Annotated in this window: 17 protein-coding genes and 1 pseudogene; 14 read left to right on the forward strand and 4 right to left on the reverse strand. The window is 69.0% G+C overall.

The window, feature by feature from the left end; translation table 11 throughout:
- The first annotated feature begins 18 nt into the window (after nt 1-18).
- The 10 genes from cls to ACZ5V4_RS09955 all read left to right on the forward strand — a co-directional run bounded on the left by cls (nt 19) and on the right by ACZ5V4_RS09955 (nt 14,013).
- A complete protein-coding gene (cls, locus tag ACZ5V4_RS09910) occupies nt 19-1,458 on the forward strand; it encodes a cardiolipin synthase (RefSeq protein ID WP_464314690.1) in 1,440 nt (479 codons plus the stop codon).
- Between the two features lie 97 nt (nt 1,459-1,555).
- Complete coding sequence (locus ACZ5V4_RS09915; protein WP_464314691.1) at nt 1,556-2,686, forward strand: ABC transporter substrate-binding protein; 1,131 nt, start codon at nt 1,556-1,558, stop codon at nt 2,684-2,686.
- A gap of 46 nt (nt 2,687-2,732) precedes the next feature.
- On the forward strand, nt 2,733-5,714 hold the full coding sequence (locus tag ACZ5V4_RS09920; protein ID WP_464314692.1) for a PAS domain-containing protein: 2,982 nt from the start codon (nt 2,733-2,735) through the stop codon (nt 5,712-5,714).
- 103 nt (nt 5,715-5,817) lie between these two features.
- The gene (locus ACZ5V4_RS09925; protein ID WP_464314693.1) at nt 5,818-7,038 is read left to right on the forward strand and encodes an aminotransferase-like domain-containing protein; all 1,221 of its coding nucleotides are present in this window, start codon (nt 5,818-5,820) and stop codon (nt 7,036-7,038) included.
- A 19-nt stretch (nt 7,039-7,057) separates the two neighbouring features.
- Nucleotides 7,058-7,525: a FadR/GntR family transcriptional regulator gene (locus ACZ5V4_RS09930; protein ID WP_464314694.1), complete on the forward strand. Its 468-nt coding sequence runs from the start codon at nt 7,058-7,060 to the stop codon at nt 7,523-7,525.
- Between the two features lie 407 nt (nt 7,526-7,932).
- Nucleotides 7,933-9,123, forward strand: coding sequence for an efflux RND transporter periplasmic adaptor subunit (locus ACZ5V4_RS09935; protein WP_464314695.1), 1,191 nt, complete (start codon nt 7,933-7,935; stop codon nt 9,121-9,123).
- Nucleotides 9,123-12,359, forward strand: coding sequence for an efflux RND transporter permease subunit (locus ACZ5V4_RS09940; RefSeq protein WP_464314696.1), 3,237 nt, complete (start codon nt 9,123-9,125; stop codon nt 12,357-12,359). Before ACZ5V4_RS09935 ends, ACZ5V4_RS09940 begins: the two co-directional genes overlap by 1 nt.
- A gap of 57 nt (nt 12,360-12,416) precedes the next feature.
- Nucleotides 12,417-13,037: a DUF4412 domain-containing protein gene (locus tag ACZ5V4_RS09945; protein WP_464314697.1), complete on the forward strand. Its 621-nt coding sequence runs from the start codon at nt 12,417-12,419 to the stop codon at nt 13,035-13,037.
- Between the two features lie 23 nt (nt 13,038-13,060).
- On the forward strand, nt 13,061-13,639 hold the full coding sequence (locus ACZ5V4_RS09950; RefSeq protein ID WP_464314698.1) for a flavin reductase family protein: 579 nt from the start codon (nt 13,061-13,063) through the stop codon (nt 13,637-13,639).
- Nucleotides 13,640-13,659: 20 nt separating this feature from the next.
- Entirely contained in the window at nt 13,660-14,013 is a 354-nt protein-coding gene (locus tag ACZ5V4_RS09955; RefSeq protein ID WP_464314699.1) for a DUF488 domain-containing protein, read from the forward strand.
- A gap of 62 nt (nt 14,014-14,075) precedes the next feature.
- Here ACZ5V4_RS09955 and ACZ5V4_RS09960 read toward each other — a convergent pair whose 3' ends face one another.
- Nucleotides 14,076-14,492 carry a winged helix-turn-helix transcriptional regulator gene (locus ACZ5V4_RS09960; RefSeq protein ID WP_464314700.1) on the reverse strand — a complete coding sequence of 139 codons (417 nt, stop codon included), beginning with the start codon at nt 14,490-14,492 and terminating at the stop codon, nt 14,076-14,078.
- A 135-nt stretch (nt 14,493-14,627) separates the two neighbouring features.
- On the opposite strand from ACZ5V4_RS09960, the gene ACZ5V4_RS09965 reads away from it, so the two are divergent.
- Nucleotides 14,628-15,245 (forward strand): flavodoxin family protein, encoded by a 618-nt coding sequence (locus ACZ5V4_RS09965; protein ID WP_464314701.1) that lies wholly within the window; start codon nt 14,628-14,630, stop codon nt 15,243-15,245.
- A 14-nt stretch (nt 15,246-15,259) separates the two neighbouring features.
- Nucleotides 15,260-15,550 carry a putative quinol monooxygenase gene (locus ACZ5V4_RS09970; protein ID WP_464314702.1) on the forward strand — a complete coding sequence of 97 codons (291 nt, stop codon included), beginning with the start codon at nt 15,260-15,262 and terminating at the stop codon, nt 15,548-15,550.
- Nucleotides 15,551-15,588: 38 nt separating this feature from the next.
- Here ACZ5V4_RS09970 and ACZ5V4_RS09975 read toward each other — a convergent pair whose 3' ends face one another.
- Together ACZ5V4_RS09975 and ACZ5V4_RS09980 are read right to left on the reverse strand one after the other, a co-directional pair.
- Nucleotides 15,589-16,644 (reverse strand): class I fructose-bisphosphate aldolase, encoded by a 1,056-nt coding sequence (locus ACZ5V4_RS09975; protein WP_464314703.1) that lies wholly within the window; start codon nt 16,642-16,644, stop codon nt 15,589-15,591.
- 89 nt (nt 16,645-16,733) lie between these two features.
- Complete coding sequence (locus tag ACZ5V4_RS09980) at nt 16,734-17,084, reverse strand: hypothetical protein (protein ID WP_464314704.1); 351 nt, start codon at nt 17,082-17,084, stop codon at nt 16,734-16,736.
- A gap of 142 nt (nt 17,085-17,226) precedes the next feature.
- Here ACZ5V4_RS09980 and ACZ5V4_RS09985 point away from each other — a divergent pair, with 142 nt between their 5' ends.
- Nucleotides 17,227-17,961, forward strand: a complete 735-nt coding sequence (locus ACZ5V4_RS09985; RefSeq protein WP_464314705.1) for an MBL fold metallo-hydrolase — start codon at nt 17,227-17,229, stop codon at nt 17,959-17,961.
- Between the two features lie 37 nt (nt 17,962-17,998).
- Complete coding sequence (locus tag ACZ5V4_RS09990; protein WP_464314706.1) at nt 17,999-18,481, forward strand: hypothetical protein; 483 nt, start codon at nt 17,999-18,001, stop codon at nt 18,479-18,481.
- Nucleotides 18,482-18,530: 49 nt separating this feature from the next.
- On the opposite strand, the pseudogene garR reads toward ACZ5V4_RS09990, so the two are convergent.
- Nucleotides 18,531-19,421 (reverse strand): annotated as a pseudogene (garR, locus tag ACZ5V4_RS09995) (2-hydroxy-3-oxopropionate reductase); the annotation flags it as partial.
- Between the last annotated feature and the right edge of the window lie 13 nt (nt 19,422-19,434).

Consider the following 19,434-nt stretch of genomic DNA (forward strand, 5'->3'; position numbering starts at 1 on the left):
GGGAGGGAGGGGCGCGGAATGGAATACGATCTGCTGGTGACCCTGGAGCGCATCTTCCTCACGGCCATGGCCGTGTTCCACACGGCGGGCATAGTCTCGGCCGTGAACGCGCTCTTTTCCACGCGCTCCACGCAAGGGGCCATCGCCTGGGCCGTGTCCATGATCACCTTCCCCTACGTGGCCGTGCCGCTCTACTGGGTGCTCGGGCGCGACCGCTTCGTGGGCTACGTGCGGGCCAGGCGGGCGGGCAGCGCGGAGCTGGACACCCTGCGCGCCAGGCTCGACCGCGACCGCGCGGACCTGGGCCCGGCAGGGACCCGGGCCCCCCTGACGGTGCTCGAAACCCTGGCGGACACGCCCTTCACCTCGGGCAACCGGGTGGAACTGCTCGTGGACGGCCGCAGGACCTTCGAGGCCATCTTCGCCGAGGTGGCCCGGGCCACGGACTACGTGCTCGCCCAGTTCTTCATCATCCACGACGACGCCATAGGCCGCGAGTTCAAGGAGCGCCTGTGCGCGAAAGCCCGCCAGGGCGTGCGCGTGCACCTGCTCTACGACGAGATCGGCTGCCACGCACTGCCCGAGGCCTACAAGGACGACCTGCGCGCGGCCGGGGTGGACGTGCGCCCCTTCAACACCACCCGGGGCTGGACCAACCCCTTCCAGGTCAACTTCCGCAACCACCGCAAGATCGTGGTGGTGGACGGCGAGACGGCCTTCGTGGGCGGGCACAACGTGGGCGACGAGTACATGGGCCTAAGCCGCCGCTTCGGCCCCTGGCGCGACACGCATCTGCGCTGTCGCGGGCCCGTGGTGTCCCTGGTGCAGCTGTGCTTCGTGGAGGACTGGTACTGGGCCCAGGGCGGGCTGCCCAAGCTCAGGTGGGAGCCGCCCAGGGAGCACGGCCCGGGCATGGACGTGCTGGCCCTGCCCAGCGGACCGGCGGACGTGGTGGAGACCTACACCCTGGCCTTCATGGAGCTCGTGCGCTCGGCCAGGGAGAGGCTCTGGATCGTGAGCCCCTACTTCGTGCCGGACCGCGAGGTGACGACGGCCCTGCAACTGGCCGCGCTTCGCGGCGTGGACGTGCGCGTGATGCTCCCGGACAAGCCGGACCACCGGCTGGTCTACCTGGCGTCGTTCTCCTACTTTCCCGAACTCGAGCGCCACGGCGTGAAGTTCTACCGCTACAAGCGGGGCTTTCTGCACCAGAAGGTGGTCCTGGCCGACGGGGATCTGGCCTTCGTGGGCACGGCCAACTGCGACAACCGCTCCTTCCGGCTCAACTTCGAGATCACCATGGCCGTGACCGGGCGCGAGTTTGCCTCCAGCGTGGAAGCCATGCTCCTGGAGGACTTCGCGCGTTGCCAGCGGGCCACGGCCGAGGACTACGACCGCCGCTGGCCCGGGTTCAAGGCGGCGGTGCGCCTGGCGCGACTCTTCTCGCCCATTCTGTAATCGATCGGCCCAGCGATTTTGTCTGGGTTTTTTTTGCGGCCGGGGTTATCGTGAAAAGGCAAAAACGTTCGCGCCGGGAGGGACGCAAAGAGTCATGATGAAAAGAATCATCACGCTTTTGCTGGCTTGCGCCGCGTTTCTTCCAGTCGGCGCCCTGGCGGGAGAGCCCGTGCGCATCGGAGTGAACATCCCCCTGACCGGGTCGGCCGCCGACATCGGCAGCTACCTGCTCTGGGGCGTGGAGATCGCCTTCGCCGAAGCCAACGCCAAGGCGGGCCCCAAGTTCGAGGCGGTCATCCTGGACGACGAGACCAGCCCCCAGAAGGCCGCCGAGAACGCCCGGCGGCTCATCGGGGAGGAGAAGGCCGTGGCCGTGCTCGGCCCGGCCAACAGCGGCAACGCCCTGGCCATGATCCCCATCATGCAGGAGGCGAAGAAGCCCCTGATGATCCTCACCGCCTCGGCCACCAAGCTGACCCGCGCCTACGCGGGCGAGCCCGAGAACTACATCTTCCGGGCCACGCTGCCCGACCGCGAGCAGATCCGCGCCCTGGTGGACTGGGCGTCCGCCCGCTTCACGCGCATAGCCATCGCCTGCGACGAGACCCCCTACGGCCAGCTGGCCAAGCAGGACATGGCCGAGATCATGGCCGCAAAGGGCCTGGCCCCGGTGGCCGTGGTCAGCTTCCCCCTGGGCGCGCTGGACATGACCGCCCAGGCCAGGCAGCTGGCCGCCACGCCCGCCGAGGCCGTGGCCGTGCTCAGCCTGGGCACGGAAGTGGCCAACTTCGTGCGCTCGGCGGACGCCATAGGCTACAGGCCCGCGCTCATCGGCCAGTACCCCTTCTTCCTGCACCCGGTGAAGGAGCTGCCCGAGCGGCTCTCCAACGGGCTCACCGGGGTGCTGGGCTCGTCGCCCGACGCAAGCCCCAAGGCCAGGGAGATCGACCGGCTCGTGCGCGAGCGCTACCTGCCCCAGGGCTACTATCCCTTCAAGTTCGTGGAGGCCGCCTACGAGGGGGCCATGCTCGTGATCCAGGCCGTGCGCGAGGCCGGATCGCAGGACGGCCCGGCCGTGCGCGCGGCGCTCGAGAACATGGAACGCTTCGAGGGCGTGGCCCGGGTTTTCGAGCGTCCGTTCAAGGACAAGGGCCACGAGCTCTACAAGTCAGAGAACCTCTACATGGGCGTCTGGCAGGGCGGCCAGGTGAAAAGGCTGGGGCGGTGAGCGGCCCCCCGGCCAGAGCGGGCCGCGCCGGGCGGAGGCCCCTGCCGTGACCATCAGGCGCCGGGTCTTCCTCGGCATGGTGTTCACCTCGGTGCTCACCGTGCTGGCCGGGTGGGCGGCCATCCGCTACCTGAGCATGGAAGGCTTCGCGCGCATCGACCAGGAGCGAGCGGCCGGGGACGCGGCCAGGGTGGTGGGCGCGCTGGACAACGAACTCGCCCACATGGACGCGGCCCTGCGCTTCAAGAGCGTCTCGGACATCACCTTCCGCTTCGCCGCCGACCGCGACCCCAAGCTCGCGGCCAACTTCTTCTCCTGGGAGGCGCTCAAGGGCGGCGGGCTCAACCTGATGGCCCTCTACGACGCGGCGGGCAAGCTCGTGGCGGGCGGGGCCTACGACCTGGGCAACCGCGAGGCCATAGCCCTGGGCACCCTCCTGGAGGGCGTGCCCGGCGAAGTGATGAGGCAGGGCACGCAGTCGCGCAACCAGGGCAGGGGGCTTCTGCGCACTCCGCTGGGCCCCATGCTCGTGTGCTGGCAGCCGGTGCTCAACTCCCTGGGCTGGGGGCCGCCGAGGGGGACGCTCCTGGCCGGGCGTTTCCTGGACGAAGCCCTGGTCGCGCGGATCAAGGACCAGTTGAAGCTCGATTTCGCGGTCTCGCCCATGAAGGAAGCCGACCCGGACACGGCCCGCAGGGCCAGGGAGGCGCTGCGCGAGGGAGGGCTGGCCGTGTTCGGCGCGCCCGTCAACGGGGTGCTCCCGGTCTACGCGGCCTACCCGGACTACCTGGGCATACCGGCCTTCCTCGTCCGGGTGGACCACCCGCGCATGGACGCCTGGCAGTTCAGGCAGTCCGTCTATCTGGCCCTGGCCTTCATGGGGCTGGCGGGAGCGCTGGCCTTCGCGGCCAGCCTGGCCCTGGTCAGGCGCGCGGTGCTCGTCCCGCTGGGGCGCATCACCGGCCACATCTCCGGCGTGAGGGACCTGAGCGGCCTGGGCACGCTGCACGAGGCCCATCGGGACGACGAGATCGGGCAGCTGGCCAAGGCCTTCAACTCCATGAGCGCCGACCTGGCCGCGCTCTACGACCGGCTCAACCGCCAGCACAAGCTCTTGCGGGCCATCATCGACAACATCCCGCACCCCATCGCGGTCAAGGACGGTCAGGGCCGCTATCTGGTGGCCAACCGGGCCCAGGCCTTCCTGCTCGGGCGCGCGGCCGGCGAGGTGCCCGGGCGCACCGACTCCGAGCTGGGCGCGGACGAGGCCTGGGCCGAGGCCTCCCAGGCCGAGGACGCCCTGGTGCTCTCCTCGGGGAGCCCCCGCTACGTGCAGGCCGAGATAGCCCCCGGCCCGGGCGGGGCCGAGCGCTACTTCGAAACCCTGAGGCTCCCGCTGGAGGGCCGCGACGGCGGGCAGGTGCTCTCCGTGCGCCTGGACGTCACCGGGAGGCTCCTCTCCGAGCGGGAGCTCAGCCGCAGCGAGCGCAAGTTCCGCTCGCTCTTCGAATCCATGACCGAGGGCGTCTGCCTGCACGAGGTGATCCCGGCGGAATCGGGCCGGATGATCGATTACCGCGTCCTGGACGTGAACCCCGCTTTCGAGCGCATCCTGGGGATCACCCGCGACGAGGCGATCGGCAGGCTCGCCTCGGACCTTTTCGGGGGGAAGACCGCGCCGTTTCTCGAAATCTATGCCGAAGTGGCGGCCTCTGGCCATCCCACGACGTTCGAATCGTATTACGAGCCGTTTGACAAACACTTCCACGTCTCCGCCTTCTGCCCGGCCCCTGGCCAGTTCGCCACGGTGTTCATGGAAACCACGGAGGAAATCCGGACGCGCCAGGCCCTGGAGCGCGCACGGGTGGACATCCAGCACATCCTGGACTCCATGCCCTCGCCCGTGATCGGCCTGGACGGCGGCGGGCTCGTGGCGCACGTCAACTCGGCGGCGTCCGACCTGGCCGGCGTTCCGCTGCTGGCGGCCCAGGGCCTGCCCTTTGCCCAGGCCTTCCCCCTGCTGGCCGGGCAGGAGGAGGCGGTCCGGGCGTCCATGGCCTCGGGGCAGCCCGCGCTGATCCCGAGGCTCAGGATGAGCATCTCGGGCGAGCCCAGGCTCGTGGACCTCCAGGTGTTCCCCATGGACCCCGAGCCCGGCGGCGCGGGCGCGGTGCTCAGGCTCGACGACGTGACCGAGCGGGCGCGCATGGAGGAGGTGGTGCTCCAGACGGAGAAGATGATGAGCGTGGGCGGGCTGGCCGCCGGCATGGCCCACGAGATCAACAACCCCCTGGGCGGCATCCTCCAGAGCGTGCAGATCATCAAGCGCCGCCTGGACCCTTCCCTTCCGGCCAACCGCCGCTCGGCCGGGGAGGGCGGCTTCGGCCTGGAGCAGGTCAACGCCTATCTCGAATCCCGCGAGATAGACCGTTTCCTGAACGCCATCCAGGACGCCGGGGCCAGGGCCGCGCGCATCGTGGCCAACATGCTGGAGTTCAGCCGCCGCAGCGAGTCCAAGATGGCCCCTTGCGAACTGCCGGACATGGTGGGCAAGGCCCTGGAGCTCGCCTCCAACGACTACGACCTGAAGAAGAACTACGACTTCAAGCGCATCCGCATCGAGCGCGTCTTCGAGCCGGGCATCCCGCCCGTGCGCTGCGCCAAGACCGAACTCGAACAGGTGCTGCTCAACCTGATCAAGAACGCGGCCCAGGCCCTGGCCGGGCCGGGCGCGGACGTGCGCGACCCCGTGATCGTGCTTCGCCTGGCCGCCGAGAGCGAGTTCGCCAGGATCGAGGTGGAGGACAACGGCCCGGGCATGACCGAGGCCGTTCGCAAGCGCGCCTTCGAGCCGTTCTTCACCACCAAGCCCCCGGGCATCGGCACCGGGCTCGGGCTCTCCGTCTCCTACTTCATCGTCACACAGAACCACGGCGGGGACATGACCGTCCAGTCCGAGCCCGGGAAGGGCGCGCGCTTCACCATCCGCATCCCTTATTCCCCCCGCCCCCCGGGGATGAACATCTGACGGTCCGGCCGGACCGTTCGGCTCCCTTCCGGTTGCGGCCGGAGGGCAAAAAAACTACCTTCAACGCAAAGAGACAGGCGCAAATCCCCGACAGGAGGCCATCGTGCGTTTCAGCGTGAGAATGTCCGGCGTCCGCCGTTCCTACATCAGAGAAATCCTCAAGGTCACCCAGAACCCGGAGATCATCTCCTTCGCGGGCGGCCTGCCGAGCCCGGACCACTTCCCCGCCGAGGCCTTCGCCAGGGCCGCGGCCGACGTGCTGGCCAACCAGGGCGCGCAGGCCCTGCAATATTCCATCACCGAGGGCCACCCGCAGCTGCGCGAGTTCATCTCCGCGCGCTACAAGAAGAAGTGGGGCCTGGACATCCCGGCAGAGAACATCCTCGTCACCACCGGCTCCCAGCAGGGGCTGGACCTGATGGCCAAGGTGCTGCTCGACCCGGGCGACAAGGTGCTCATCGAGCGCCCCGGCTACCTGGGAGCCATCCAGGCCTTCTCGCTCTTCGGCGCGAACTTCATCACCGCCGACCTGGGGCCGCGCGGCGTGGACCTGGGGCAGCTGGCCGACAGGCTCAAGGAGCGCCCGAAGATCTTCTACGCCGTGCCGAGCTTCCAGAACCCCTCGGGCACCACCTACGACGCCGACACCAGGCGCGAGGCCGCCAGGCTCCTGGCCGCCTCCGACACCGTGCTCCTGGAGGACAACCCCTACGGCGAGCTGCGCTTCAAGGGCGAGTCCGTGCCGCCGATGCGCGCCTACATGGACGGGGACTCCATGGCGCTCATGGGTTCGTTCTCCAAGATCGCCAGCCCGGGCATGCGCGTCGGCTGGATCGCGGCCGGGCCGGAGCTCATGCACAAGCTGGTCACTGCCAAGCAGGCGGCGGACCTGCACACTTCCATCTTCGCCCAGAGCGTGCTGCACCGCTTCCTGGAGGACAATGACCTGGACGCCCACATCGCCACCATTCGCCAAGCCTACGGCGAGCGGCGCGACCTGATGGTCAAGGCCATCCGCCGCGAGTTTCCGGAGGAGGTGCGCTGCACCGAGCCCGAGGGCGGCATGTTCCTCTGGGGCGAGTTGCCCAGGGGCGTCACGGCCGAGGAGGTCTTCGCCAAGGCCATCGAGCGCAAGGTGGCCTTCGTGCCTGGCCTGCCCTTCTTCGTGGACGGCACGGACAACGCCTTCCGCCTGAACTTCTCCAACTCCACTCCGGAGCGCATCGAGGAGGGCATCAAGCGCCTGGGGGCCTGCCTCAAGGAGGTCCTGGCGGGCACCGGGCCCAGCGCGCCCGGCGCGTCCGGCACGGACCTGGAGATCTAAACCCCGGGGGAGGCGGACCATGCAGGACGCTCAGACCCTGAAACGCTACTTCGGCGCGCTCATCGCGGCCAACCCCGGCCGCATCCGCGAGGTGCTGGAGTTGCGCCAGGTCATCGAGCCCGGGATCGCGGCCCTGGCCGCCGCGCGGTGCACGGACGCGGACCTCGCGCGCCTGGCCCGCCTGCTCGAGGAGCAGCAAAGCGCCCAGGGCGAGGAGTTCGCGCTGAAGGACTCGCGCTTCCACATGGCCATCGCCAAGGCCTCGGGCAACGAAGTGGTCTGGGAGATGGCGGCCGTGCTTTCCGACTTGCTCTCGGAGAGCAGGGTGGAACCGCTGCTTGGCCCGGAACGCCGCGCGCGTTCCCTGGCCGGGCACAGGCGCGTGTACGAGGCCCTGGCCGCCGGGGACCCCGAGGCCTGCCGCGAGGCCATGCGCGAACACTTGGCCGACGTGGGCGAGCACGCCCTGGAAGCCGCGCGGCGCTGACGAATCGCCAGGGCTCCGCCCTGGACCCGGCAGGGGGATCATCCCCCTGCACTCTCAGTAGCTTCGCGTCGATCACCGGTTACCTATAATTGATCCGCCCGGCTGCCTGGAAGCACGCTTCCAGGCAGCCGGGCGGACATGTTTCAGGCTGGTGGTGAGACCCGCGAAGCCGTCGCCGGGGTCTGGGGGGAGGCACTCCCCCCAGCAGGTGCAGGAGAGCCCTGCCGGGGCTCGGGGCAGCGCCCCGCTCCTGATTGTCCCATTCGTACTGTCGTGGTCGGCTTTTGCCTGTGCTGTTGACAGATGCGCCCCTGTCCTGCATCCGTAATACACACTCCCAGGACTTTGCATGAACCGGAGCGGCCAGGCGTCCGCCCGTTCGTGCCCATCCGCAACGGAGCCATTGCATGACCACAGCCAGCTTTTCGAAGGCCTTCGCGCTTGCGGCCGTCGCGTTCTGCCTGCTCGCCGCCTGCAACTCGCAGCCTCCGGCCGCGCCGAAGGCGCGCACCGTGCAGGCGCGCACCGGCGCGGCCATCCTGGAGCAGGCCGTGGAGTGCCGCTCGTTTCCGGCCCAGGTGGAGGCCGCCAACAGCGTGACCCTGGCCAGCAAGCTCTCCGGCGCGGTGGTGGAGGTCTTGGCGCGCGAGGGCGACGCTTTGCGCGCCGGGGCCGCGATCATGCGCATCGACGACAAGGACCTGCAAGGCCGCGCCCAGGGCCTGAAGGCGTCCATGGCCCAGGCCGCCTCGGAGCGCCAGGCCCTGGAGGCCAAGGTGGCCCACGCGAAGGCCAACCTGGAGCGGCTGACGAAGCTCGTTGCCCAGAAGGTCATCAGCCAGGACGACTTCGACAAGGCCCGCACGGAGTTCCTCGCGCTCTCGCGCGAGCAGGACGCCGTGGCCGCCCGCGAGCGAGCCGTGGCCGCGCAGTTGGAGGAACTCGGGGCGCTCTCGGCCTACACGCGCATCACCGCGCCCTTCGACGGCGTGCTCACGCGCCGCTTCGTGGACCTGGGGGCCTTCGTGGGCGCGGGCCAACCCCTGGCCCAGATGGACGACGCCTCCGGCGGCTACGACCTGACAGCACAGGTGGACGAGAGCCTGCTCTCCGCCGTGAGCGCCGGGCAGCAGGTGGTGGGCGTGATCCCGGCGCTCTCGCCCGGGCCTTTCGCGGCCAGGATAAGCGCCGTGGTCGGCCGGGTGGACCCGGGCACGCGCACGTTCAAGCTCAAGGCCGAGCTGCCGCGCATGTCCCAGGAGCCCAGGGCGGGCATGTTCGGCAGGCTCTTCCTGCCCGCGCGCGTGGGGCGCAAGGTGCTCATACCGGCGGACTGCCTGGTGATGCGCGGCGACCTGCCCGCCGTGTTCGTGGCCGACGCGGACGGCGTGGCCCGCTTCAGGGTGGTCAAGCCGGGCGGGCGCTTCATCAGGGTGGAGCTGGATGGCAAGCCCTACCTCACCGACTCCGAGGCCTTCTCCGACCCGTCGCGCCAGGCGTTCGTGGAGGTGCTGAGCGGGCTCTCGGGCGGCGAGCGCGTGGTCTGCTCGGCCTCGGACACCCTGCGCGAGGGCGACCGCATCGAGGAAGCGCGCTGATGGGCGCTTCTCCCCCGCCCCACGGGCACGACCTGCTCTCGCGCATCACCGCGGCCTTCGTGGATTCGCGCCTCGTGCCCCTGGCCATCCTGGCCTCGGTGCTGTTGGGCGCGTTCGCGGTGCTCGCGACGCCCAGCGAGGAGGAGCCGCAGATAAACGCGCCCATGATCGACGTGCACGTGACCATGCCCGGGGCCTCCCCGCGCGAGGTGGAGAACCGCGTGGTCGCGCCCATGGAGAAGATCCTCTGGGAGATCCCCGGTGTCGAGTACGTCTATTCCACGGCCATGGACGGCGAGGCCCTCTGCGTGGTGCGCTTCAAGGTCGGCGACGACCCGGAGCGCAGCCTGGTGAAGACCTACGCGAGGCTCTACCAGCACCTGGACTGGATCCCCCCGGGCTGCTCCGAGCCCATCCTCAAGCCGCGCTCCATCGACGACGTGCCCGTGGCCGCCCTGACCTTCCACGGCGGCGGGCTCGACTCGCGCCAATTGCGCACCGTGGCCCTCCAGGTCAACGAGGAGCTGCGCCGGATACCGGGGGTGTCCGAGACCTCGGTCATCGGCGGGCGCAAGCGCGCGCTCATGGTGGAGCTGGACCAGGAGCGCCTGAAGGCCAACGGCCTGGACGCCGTGGACGTGCTCGACACGCTCGGGTCCCAGAACCAGGGCCGCACCCTGGGCGAGGCCGTGCAGGAGTCCAGGGCCGTGAGCATCCGGCTGGACAACTTCTTCCGCTCGGTCAAGGAGCTCGAGCGCGCGGTGCTCGCGGTGCGCGAGGGCAGGCCCGTGTTCCTGGGCGACGTGGCGAAGATAACGGACGGCTGGGACGAAGCCACGGAGTACGTGTTCCACATGGACGGCCGGGCCGCGCGCGGCGCCGGGGAGGCGCTTGGCGCCATGCAGCCCGCCGTGACGCTCACCGTGGCCAAGCGCCCGGGCGAGAACGCCACGAAGCTCACCCGGGAGGTGTTCGCCAGGGTGGAGGCCCTCAAGGGCTACGCCATCCCCCCCGGGGTGTCCGTGGAGGCCACGCGCGACTACGGGGCCACGGCCAGGGCCAAGGTGAACGAACTGCTCGAACACCTGGCCCTGGCGGCCGTGTCCGTGGGGCTCATCGTGGCGCTCTTTTTGGGCGGGCGGGCCAGCCTGGTGGTCATGGTGGCCGTGCCCGTGACGCTGGCCGTGACGCTGGCCGTGTACTGGCTGTCGGGCTACACGCTGAACCGGGTCACGCTGTTCGCGCTGATTTTCTGCATCGGCATCCTGGTGGACGACCCCATCGTGGACGTGGAGAACATCGTGCGCCACCTGGAGATGCCGGGCAGCTCACGAAAGCCCCTCTCCCAGGTGATCGTCGAGGCCGTGAACGAGGTGCGCGCGCCCCTGGTGCTGGCCACGTTCACCGTGGTGGCGGCCATCATGCCCATGGCCTTCGTGGGCGGGCTCATGGGCCCCTACATGCGGCCCATGCCCATCGGCGCGTCCATGGCCATGCTCCTGTCCATGGGCGTGGCCTTCGTGATCACCCCGTGGACGGCCAAGCGCGCGCTCAAGCACGCCGCGAGCCACGCCCAGCACCGCGAGGGAGCGGGCACGAGGCTCTACCGCAGGCTCATGGGCGGCTTCATCCGGGAGCCTCGCAAACGCTGGGTGTTCCTGGGCTCGGTGGCCGGGCTCCTGGCGCTCTCCTGCCTGTTCTTCCCGCTCAAGCTCGTGCTGGTGAAGATGCTGCCCTTCGACAACAAGAGCGAGTTCCAGGTGGTGGTGGACATGCCCCGGGGCGCGACCCTGGAGGAGACCACGCGCGCGGCCTCGGAACTGGCCGCCGAGATACTGAAGCGCCCGGACGTCACCGGGGCGCAGATCTACGCGGGCACGTCCGGCCCGGTGTCCTTCAGCGGGCTCATCAGGCACTACTACCTGCGCCGGGGCCAGAACGCGGCGGACATCGCCGTGAGCCTCGCGCCCAAGGGCGAGCGCAGGCTTTCGAGCCACGACATCGCCAAGCAGGTGCGCGAGGCGCTCGTCCCCCTGGCCAAGCGCACGGGAGCGCGCATCAAGGTGGCCGAGGTGCCGCCCGGGCCCCCGGTGATCCAGACCCTGGTGGCCGAGGTCTACGGCCCCACCCTGGAGGGCAGGCTGGCCGTGGCCGGGCAGGTGAAGCAGGCCTTCCGGAGCACGCCCGGCGTGGTGGACGTGGACTGGTACGTGGACGACCCCCAGCCCGAAAAGCTCATCCGCATCGAGCGCGACAAGGCCCTGGCCGCCGGGATCGACCCCAGGCGCGCCCTGGAGGTGGTGTCGGCCTCGCTGGACGGGGCCAGGGCCGGGCTTTTGCACGACGACGCGGCCCGGGAGGACGCGCCCGTGGTGGTGCGCCTGCCGCTGCCTGCGCGCGCAAGGGCCTCGGACATCCCGGACATCCCGGTGCGCGGGGAGGGCGGCGGGCTGGTCTCGCTGTCGCAGATCGCCACCATCGAGGAGCGGACCGTGCCAACGGCAATCTACCACAAGAACCTGCAACCCGTGGTCTACGTCACGGGCGACGTGGCCGGGCGGGAGGAAAGCCCGGTCTACGCAATGTCAGCCATCACCGAGCGCCTGGAAACCCTCGGCCGCGAAGGGGAGGGCGCGTGGCAGCGCGGGGAGGGCGGCCTGCTGCCCGTGCTCTACACCTCGCAGCCGGGGGCGGCCACGGGCTACGCCATGAAGTGGGACGGCGAGTGGCAGATCACCTACGAGGTCTTCAGGGACATGGGCCTGGCCTTCGGGGTGGTCATGGTGCTCATCTACATCCTGGTGGTGGGGTGGTTCAAATCCTACACCACGCCCATCGCGGTCATGTCGCCCATCCCGCTCTCGCTCATAGGCATCATCCCGGCCCACGCCCTGGCCGGGGCCTTCTTCACGGCCACGTCCATGATCGGGTTCATCGCCGGGGCGGGCATCGTGGTGCGCAACTCCATCATCCTGGTGGACTTCATCGAGATGCGCCGCGCCCAGGGCGCGAGCCTGGAGGACGCCGTGGTGGACGCCGGGGCCATCCGCTTCAGGCCCATGCTGCTGACAGCCATCGCCGTGGTGGCGGGCGCGTTCGTGATCCTCTTCGACCCCATCTTCCAGGGGCTGGCCATCTCGCTCATGGCCGGGGAGGTGGCGGCCACGCTGTTCTCGCGCATGGTGGTGCCCGTGATGTACTACCTGGACCAGCGCCGCGGCCCCGGCCGCACTTGACCGCACCGAGCCTCGCGGCTACAGCCGTGCATACTCCGAACAAAGGACAACACCACCATGACCAAAGCGCTCAGAGTCGTTGCCGCCCTGCTGCTGGCGGCGTCAATCGCGGTCCCGGCCCTGGCCGCCGACTTCACGGCCGACATGACCCAGACCCTGAACGGCCAGCCCCTGCTCTCGGGCAAGGCCGCCGTCAAGGACGGCAAGGTGCGCATGGAATCCACGGTCCAGGGAGTGAGCCAGGTGGTCATCTCCGACCCGGTGAAGGGCCGGATGATCATGCTCCAGCCCCAGACGCGCATGTACATGGAGACCCGCGTGGACCCGGCCAAGCTCGCCCCCGAAACCATGTCCGGCAAGCCCGGCGAACTCGGACAGTGGCGCGTGCTCGGGCGCGAGACCCTCGACGGCTGGGAGTGCGAGAAGCGCGTGTTCGACTTCAAGGACAAGAGCCAGGGCGAGATGACCGGCTGGTTCGCGCTCAAGCTCGACTACCCCATCAAGACGGTATTCGTGAGCGGCAAGGAAACCATGACCGTGGAATACAAGAACATCAGCCAGAAGCCCCTGGACAACCAGCTCTTCGAGGTGCCCCAGGGCTACCAGCGCATGAACATCCCGGACATGGGCCAGAGGCCCGGTCCCGGAGCGGCCCCCGGCAAGAAGCCGGGCATGTGAGCGGCCGCAAGGGAGCTTACGCCATGAAAAAAGACCTCGGCCCAGCCAACGCGCTCTATCCGTCCCTGACCACCATCGTGGGCACCGTGGTGGAGAGCCGCCCCAACTTCCTGGCCGTGGCCCACGTGGGCATCATGAACCACGGCCAGCCCCAGTACATCTCGGTGGGCATCAACAAGAGCCACTACTCCGGACAGGGCATCCACGCGCACCGCCAGTTCAGCGTGAACGTGCCCGGCGAGGCGCTCATGGCCGAGACCGACTACGTGGGCATCGTCACGGGCAAGAACACCGACAAGTCCAAGGTCTTCACGCTGTTCACCGGCGAGCTCGAGCACGCGCCGCTCATCCGGGAGTGCCCCGTGTGCATGGAGTGCCGCCTGCACGCCGTGATGGATTTCCCGGCCCACGAGGTGTTCGTGGGAGAGATCGTCAAGACCTGGGCGGACGGGGACGTGCTCACGGACAAGGGCAAGGTGGACCCGGCCAGGGTCCGCCCGCTCCTGTTCGACATGGGCACGCTCTCCTACTACGGCCTGGGCGGCCTGCTCGGCGGGTGCTGGAACGTGGGCAAGAAGCTCAAGCAGGGCCGGGAGAACTAGGCCCGCCGGGAGGGACGTCCGTGATCGCCATCAAGCGCGCCTTCGAACCGGCAACGCCAGAGGACGGCTCCCGCTACCTGGTGGACAGGATCTGGCCCAGGGGCACGAGCAAGGAGAAAGCCGCCCTGGCCGGTTGGCTCAGGGACCTGGCCCCCAGCACCGGGCTTCGCCAGTGGTTCGGGCACGACCCGGCCCGCTGGGAGGAGTTCAGGCAACGCTACCTGCTGGAACTGGGGCGCCCCGAGGCGCGTGAGCTGCTCGCCCGCCTGCGCCGCGAGGCCGCGGCCGGGACGGTCACGCTGGTCTTCGCGGCCAAGGACGAGGCGCGAAACAACGCCGTGGTCTTGAAGGAGCTCCTGGACTCCGGGGCGTAGCGCCTCCTCCCGGGGAAACCGCAGCGCGCTCCGCCCGGCAGCACCTCGCCCCGGGGCGCGGACTACGCCCCGGAAACCTTGCGCCCGCTCTCCGGGCGCTCGTACCCCTCGCCCGCGAACAGGTCCGCCCCGCCCATGCGCTGTTCGTAGACGGCCCCCCAGTCGCGCAGCTCCTTGAGGATCGGTATTAGCCCCTGGCCCATCTCCGTGAGCGAGTACTCCACGCGCGGGGGCACCTCGCGGTAGACCTTGCGGTTCACGATGCGGTCCGCCTCCAGCTCGCGCAGCTGCCTGGCGAGCATCCTCTCGGTCACGCCGTTAATGCTGCGCCGCAGGTCGCTGAAGCGCATCACCCCCTCCACCGCCAGGTGGTAGAGGATCACCGGCTTCCACTTGCCGCCCATCACCTGGAGAGTAAGCTCGAAATAGCAGCGGTAGACCTTGTCCCCGAGCTGCTTGTCCTTGCAGGGCTGGATCACGCCTCTCACCTCACGCTATACAAAATGTAAGTATGGCACATTTCAGACAGTACTTGCGCTTTAAGCGTGTTCCCTGCATATGTCGCCCAATGACGGGACGTCAAGCGCCCGCGACACCACCCAAGGAGGAGACGCATGAAGGCCGTCGCCATCAACGGAAGCCCCCGCAAGGGCGGCAACACGGAAAGACTGCTCCGGGAGGCGCTCACGCCCCTGGAGGCCGCCGGATGGGAGACCAGCTTCGTCCAGGTCGGCGGGGCCAAGGTCCGGGGCTGCATCGCCTGCTACAAGTGCTTCGAGAACCGCGACCGGCGCTGCGCGGTAAAAAACGACGCGTTCAACGACTGCATGGCCGAGATGGTCACGGCGGACGCCATAATCATGGGCACGCCCACCTACTTCACGGACGTCTCGGCCGAGCTCAAGGCCGTGATCGACCGCTCCGGGCTGGTGGCCATCGCCAACGGCATGCTTTTCGCGGGCAAGATCGGCGCGGCCGTGGTGGCCGTGCGGCGTGGCGGCGGCACGCACGCCTTCGACAGCATCAACCACATGTACCTGATGTCGGGCATGATCGTGCCCGGGTCGTCCTACTGGAACCTGGGCTTCGGCCTGAACCCGGGCGAGGTGGAGGGCGACGCGGAAGGCATGCGCAACATGCGCCACCTGGGCCAGGCCATCGACTGGCTGGGCAGGGCCGTGAAGCCCAACCTGGGCGCGTACCCGAAGCTGCCCGTGCCGGGCGAGAACTGAGCCGGGAGGGCGCGATGTCCGTTGTGAACGTGGTGGCCGTGATAACGGCCAGGCCCGGCTGCGAGGAGACCGTTGAAGGCTGGCTGCGCGGGCTTCTGGAGCCCTCGCGCCAGGACCCGGGGTGCCTCGCGTACGACCTGCACCGCAGCCTGGACGAGCCCGGGACGTTCGTCTTCTACGAAGCCTGGGAGAGCCGGGAAATGCTGGATGCGCACTTGGCCGCGCCGCACCTGTCGGCCTGGCGGGAGGCCGCCGGGGAACTGGTGGCGGGGGCCGAGGTGAAGGTGCTCGAAAAGCTCGGCTGAAGAACCGGGGGGAGGCTTCTCCCCCCGGTTTTCCCGTTTCAGGCTATGGTGACGTCCTTGCAGAGGTAGACGTCCTGGATGGCGTTCAAAAGTTTCACCCCCTCCTCCATGGGCCGCTGGAAGGCCTTGCGCCCGGAGATGAGCCCCATGCCGCCCGCGCGCTTGTTGACCACGGCGGTCTTCACGGCCTCGGCCATGTCCGAGGCCCCGGAGGACGGCCCGCCCGAGTTTATGAGCCCCATGCGCCCCGAGTAGCAGTTGAGCACCTGGTAGCGGCAGAGGTCGATGGGGTGGTCGGTGGTCAGCTCGGAATAGACGCGCTTGTCGGTCTTGCCGAACTTCACGGCGTTGTACCCGCCGTTGTTCACGGGCAGCTTCTGCTTGATGATGTCCGCCTGGATGGTCACGCCCAGGTGGTTGGCCTGGCCGGTGAGGTCGGCCGCGGCGTGGTAGTCCACCCCGTCCTTCACGAAGCCCGGGTTTCGCGTGTAGCACCAGAGGATGGTGGCCATGCCCAGTTCGTGGGCCCTGGCGAAGGCGTGGGTGACCTCCTGGAGCTGGCGGGTGGCCTCGGGCGCGCCGAAGTAGATGGTGGCCCCCACGGCGGCGCAGCCCATGTCGAAGGCCTGCTCCACCTGTGCGAACATGACCTGGTCGAACTTGGCCGGGTAGGTGAGCAGCTCGTTGTGGTTGATCTTGAGCACGAAGGGGATCTTGTGGGCGTACCTGCGCGCCACGGCCCCGAGCACGCCCAGGGTGGAGGCCACGGCGTTGCATCCGGCCTCCAGGGCCAGCTTCACGATGTTCTCGGGGTCGAAGTAGATGGGGTTGGGCGCGAAGGAGGCCCCGGCCGAGTGCTCGATGCCCTGGTCCACGGGCAGGATGGAGAGGTACCCCGTGTTGGAGAGCCGCCCGGCGGAGCACAGGGCCTGGATGCTGCGCAGCACCGGGATGGGGCGGTCGGTGGCCGCGTAGACGCGGTCCACGGTGTCCGGCCCGGGCAGGTGCAGGCTTTTTTGGGGCACGGTGGCGCAGGTGTGTTCCAGCAGGGACTTGGCTTCGGCGCCGAGCAGTTGCGCGATGGTGTCGATCATTGGCGGGTCTCCTGGCTTCGGGGTTTCACCCTGGTCCATACCCGTGGCCAAGCCTCGCGGCAACGAAAAAAGCCCCTTTCGGGGCCTTGTCAGTCGTGGGGGAGCTCCTGGTCCTGTATCTTGTGGATCACGGCCCAGGTGGCGAACATGGCCCGCAGGTAGTCCGCCGAGGCCCCCGCGCCCGCCATGGCGTCCTTGAAGGAGTTGTAGTCGATGGAGGCCGCCTCGTCGTGCATGACCTGAGCCCACTGCTCGCGGGGGATCTGGATGCGGAAGCGGTAGTCGGAGCTGGGGAAGGTCAGGATGTCGGCGGTGATGCCGTGACGGCTCATCAGGCTCTCGATGTGCTCCTTCTTCCTGGCCCGGACGGCCACGTCGCCCGGCTCGCAGAACTTGGTGGCGGCCACCGAATAAAACCCGTCACGGGTGAAGATCCACATTCGTCCCTCCATGGGCGTCGCGCTCTTGGGGATGATTATCCGTTCCCGCGAGAAAAGGCCAGACGCATGCGGGCCGGGCCGCCGCCCCTTGCGCCCCCGGGAAAGTGAATGCATATGGTGACGAGGAAAAGGAGAGCAAACCATGATCCTCAAGACGGCATTTTTCGCGGCGGCCCTGTTCGCGGTTCTCGGGCAGGGGTTGGCGTCGGCGGTCACCACGGACCGGATGGCGACCTCGGACGGTGAATTGGTGATCGGCTTCGTGGGCCACGGCTCGGTGTTCTTCGAGTACAAGGGCAAGGTCATCCAGGTGGACCCCTGGAGCAAGGTGGGCGACTACGCGGCCCTGCCCAAGGCGGACCTGGTGCTCATCACCCACGAGCACCGCGACCACCTGGACCCCGAGGCCCTGGCCCTGACCGCCAAGCCCGGCGCGCCCGTCGTGGCCAACGCCAACGCCGGGGCCCAGGTCAAGGGGGCCAAGGTGGTGAAGAACGGCGACAAGTTCACGGAGCAGGGCTTCGCCATCGAGGCCGTTCCCGCTTACAACCGCGTGCACAAGCGCCCCGAGGGCGAGTTCTACCATCCCAAGGGGGTGGGCAACGGCTACGTGATCACCTTCGGGGACAAGAAGGTCTACGTGGCGGGCGACACCGAGGACATCCCCGAGATGGCCGCCCTGGCGGGCGTGGACGTGGCCTTCATCCCCGTGAACCTGCCCTACACCATGACGCCCGAGATGGCGGTGGAGGCCGCGAAGCTTTTGAAGCCGGGCATCCTCTACCCGTACCACACCGGCGAGACGGACATGGCCAAGCTGGAGGCCATGCTCAAGGCAGTGCCCGGCGTGGACGTGCGCATCCGGCCCATGCGGTAGCGCCCGGGTGGTCCTGGGTCATTTCCCGGCGGCGTACGTGGGTTGGCGCGCGCTCGGCGTGAGCCGGGCGCCCGGCCCAGTGCTGGTGTTCGTGCTGGCCTACCTGCCGGACATCCTGGACAAGTCGCCGTCGTTCTTCTTCGGGCTGTCGTCCAGCGGCTACGCCCACTCGGTGTTCTCGGGCGCGGCCGTAGGGCTCCTGGTCTGCGCCTGCGCCTGGGGCGTGGGGGCGCGAAGGCCCGTGCGCGCGGGCTTTCTCGCGCTCTTCTTCTACCTCCTGCACCTGGCCCTGGACGAGCTGGACCTGCGCACGCTCCTGTGGCCCTTGCGCCTGCGCCAGGTGCTCGTCTTCCAGCCCGCGCCCATCGGGTACCAGTTCGACCTGGCGGAAAGCCTGCGCCACTTCTATATCCTGCACGACCAGCCCGTGCTTCTCGGGCTCGAGGCGGTGTTCTTCGCCTTGATGCTCGCGTACGTGGTCCGCGACCGCCTGGCGGCCGGGCGCGCGGGCAGGGCGTGAAAAAAGGGCGGGGCCGCGCGGCCCCGCCCTTTTCATTCGGTGCGGATCGTTACCTCCTGGCCTCGACTCCGGCCAGCTTCTCCCAGTAGCGGATGAGCGCCCCGTGGTCCGCGTCGCCCAGGCCGTCGGCCTTGAGCGCCTGCATGATCTCCATCACCTGGGCCGTGACGGGCAGGGGGACGCTCAGCTCGTGCGAGGTCTCCAGCACGTTGCGCAGGTCCTTGGCGTGCAGCTTGATGCGGAAACCCGGCGTGAACTTGCCGTCCATGACCAGCGGGGCCTTGGCGTCCAGCACGGTGCTTCCGGCGAGCCCGCCCCGGATGGCCTGGTAGACCAGCTCGGGGTTGACCCCGGCCCTGGCCGCCAGGACCAGGGCCTCGGACATGGCCGCGATGTTCACGGCCACCACGATCTGATTGGCCAGCTTGGTCACGTTGCCCGCGCCCACCGAACCCACGCGCACCACCGAGGCGGCCATGGACTTGAGCACGGGCAGGCACTCGTCGAAGTCGGCCTGCTCGCCGCCGGCCATCACCGAGAGCGTGCCGTCGATGGCCTTGGGTTCGCCGCCGCTCACGGGGGCGTCCATCATGCGTATGCCCCGCGCCTTGAGCGCCGCGGCGATCTCCTGGGCGGCCAGGGGGGCGATGGAGCTCATGTCCACCACGATGGAGCCGGGCGCGGCCCCCTCGATCACGCCACCCGGACCGGTGAGCACGTCGCGCACCTGGGGCGAGTCCGGCAGCATGGTGATGACCATGTCCGAGCGGGAGGCCACGTCCGCCGGGGACGTGCCCGCATTGGCCCCGGCCGAGACCACGGCGTCCACGTCCTTGGCCGTGCGGCTGTAAACAGTGAGGGGGTATCCGGCCTTGAGCAGGTTGAGGCACATGGGCTTGCCCATGATGCCGAGCCCTATGAATCCGATACGTTTCATGGCGTGCTCCTTTGCG

Source organism: Fundidesulfovibrio sp. YSD1, assembly GCF_055397115.1.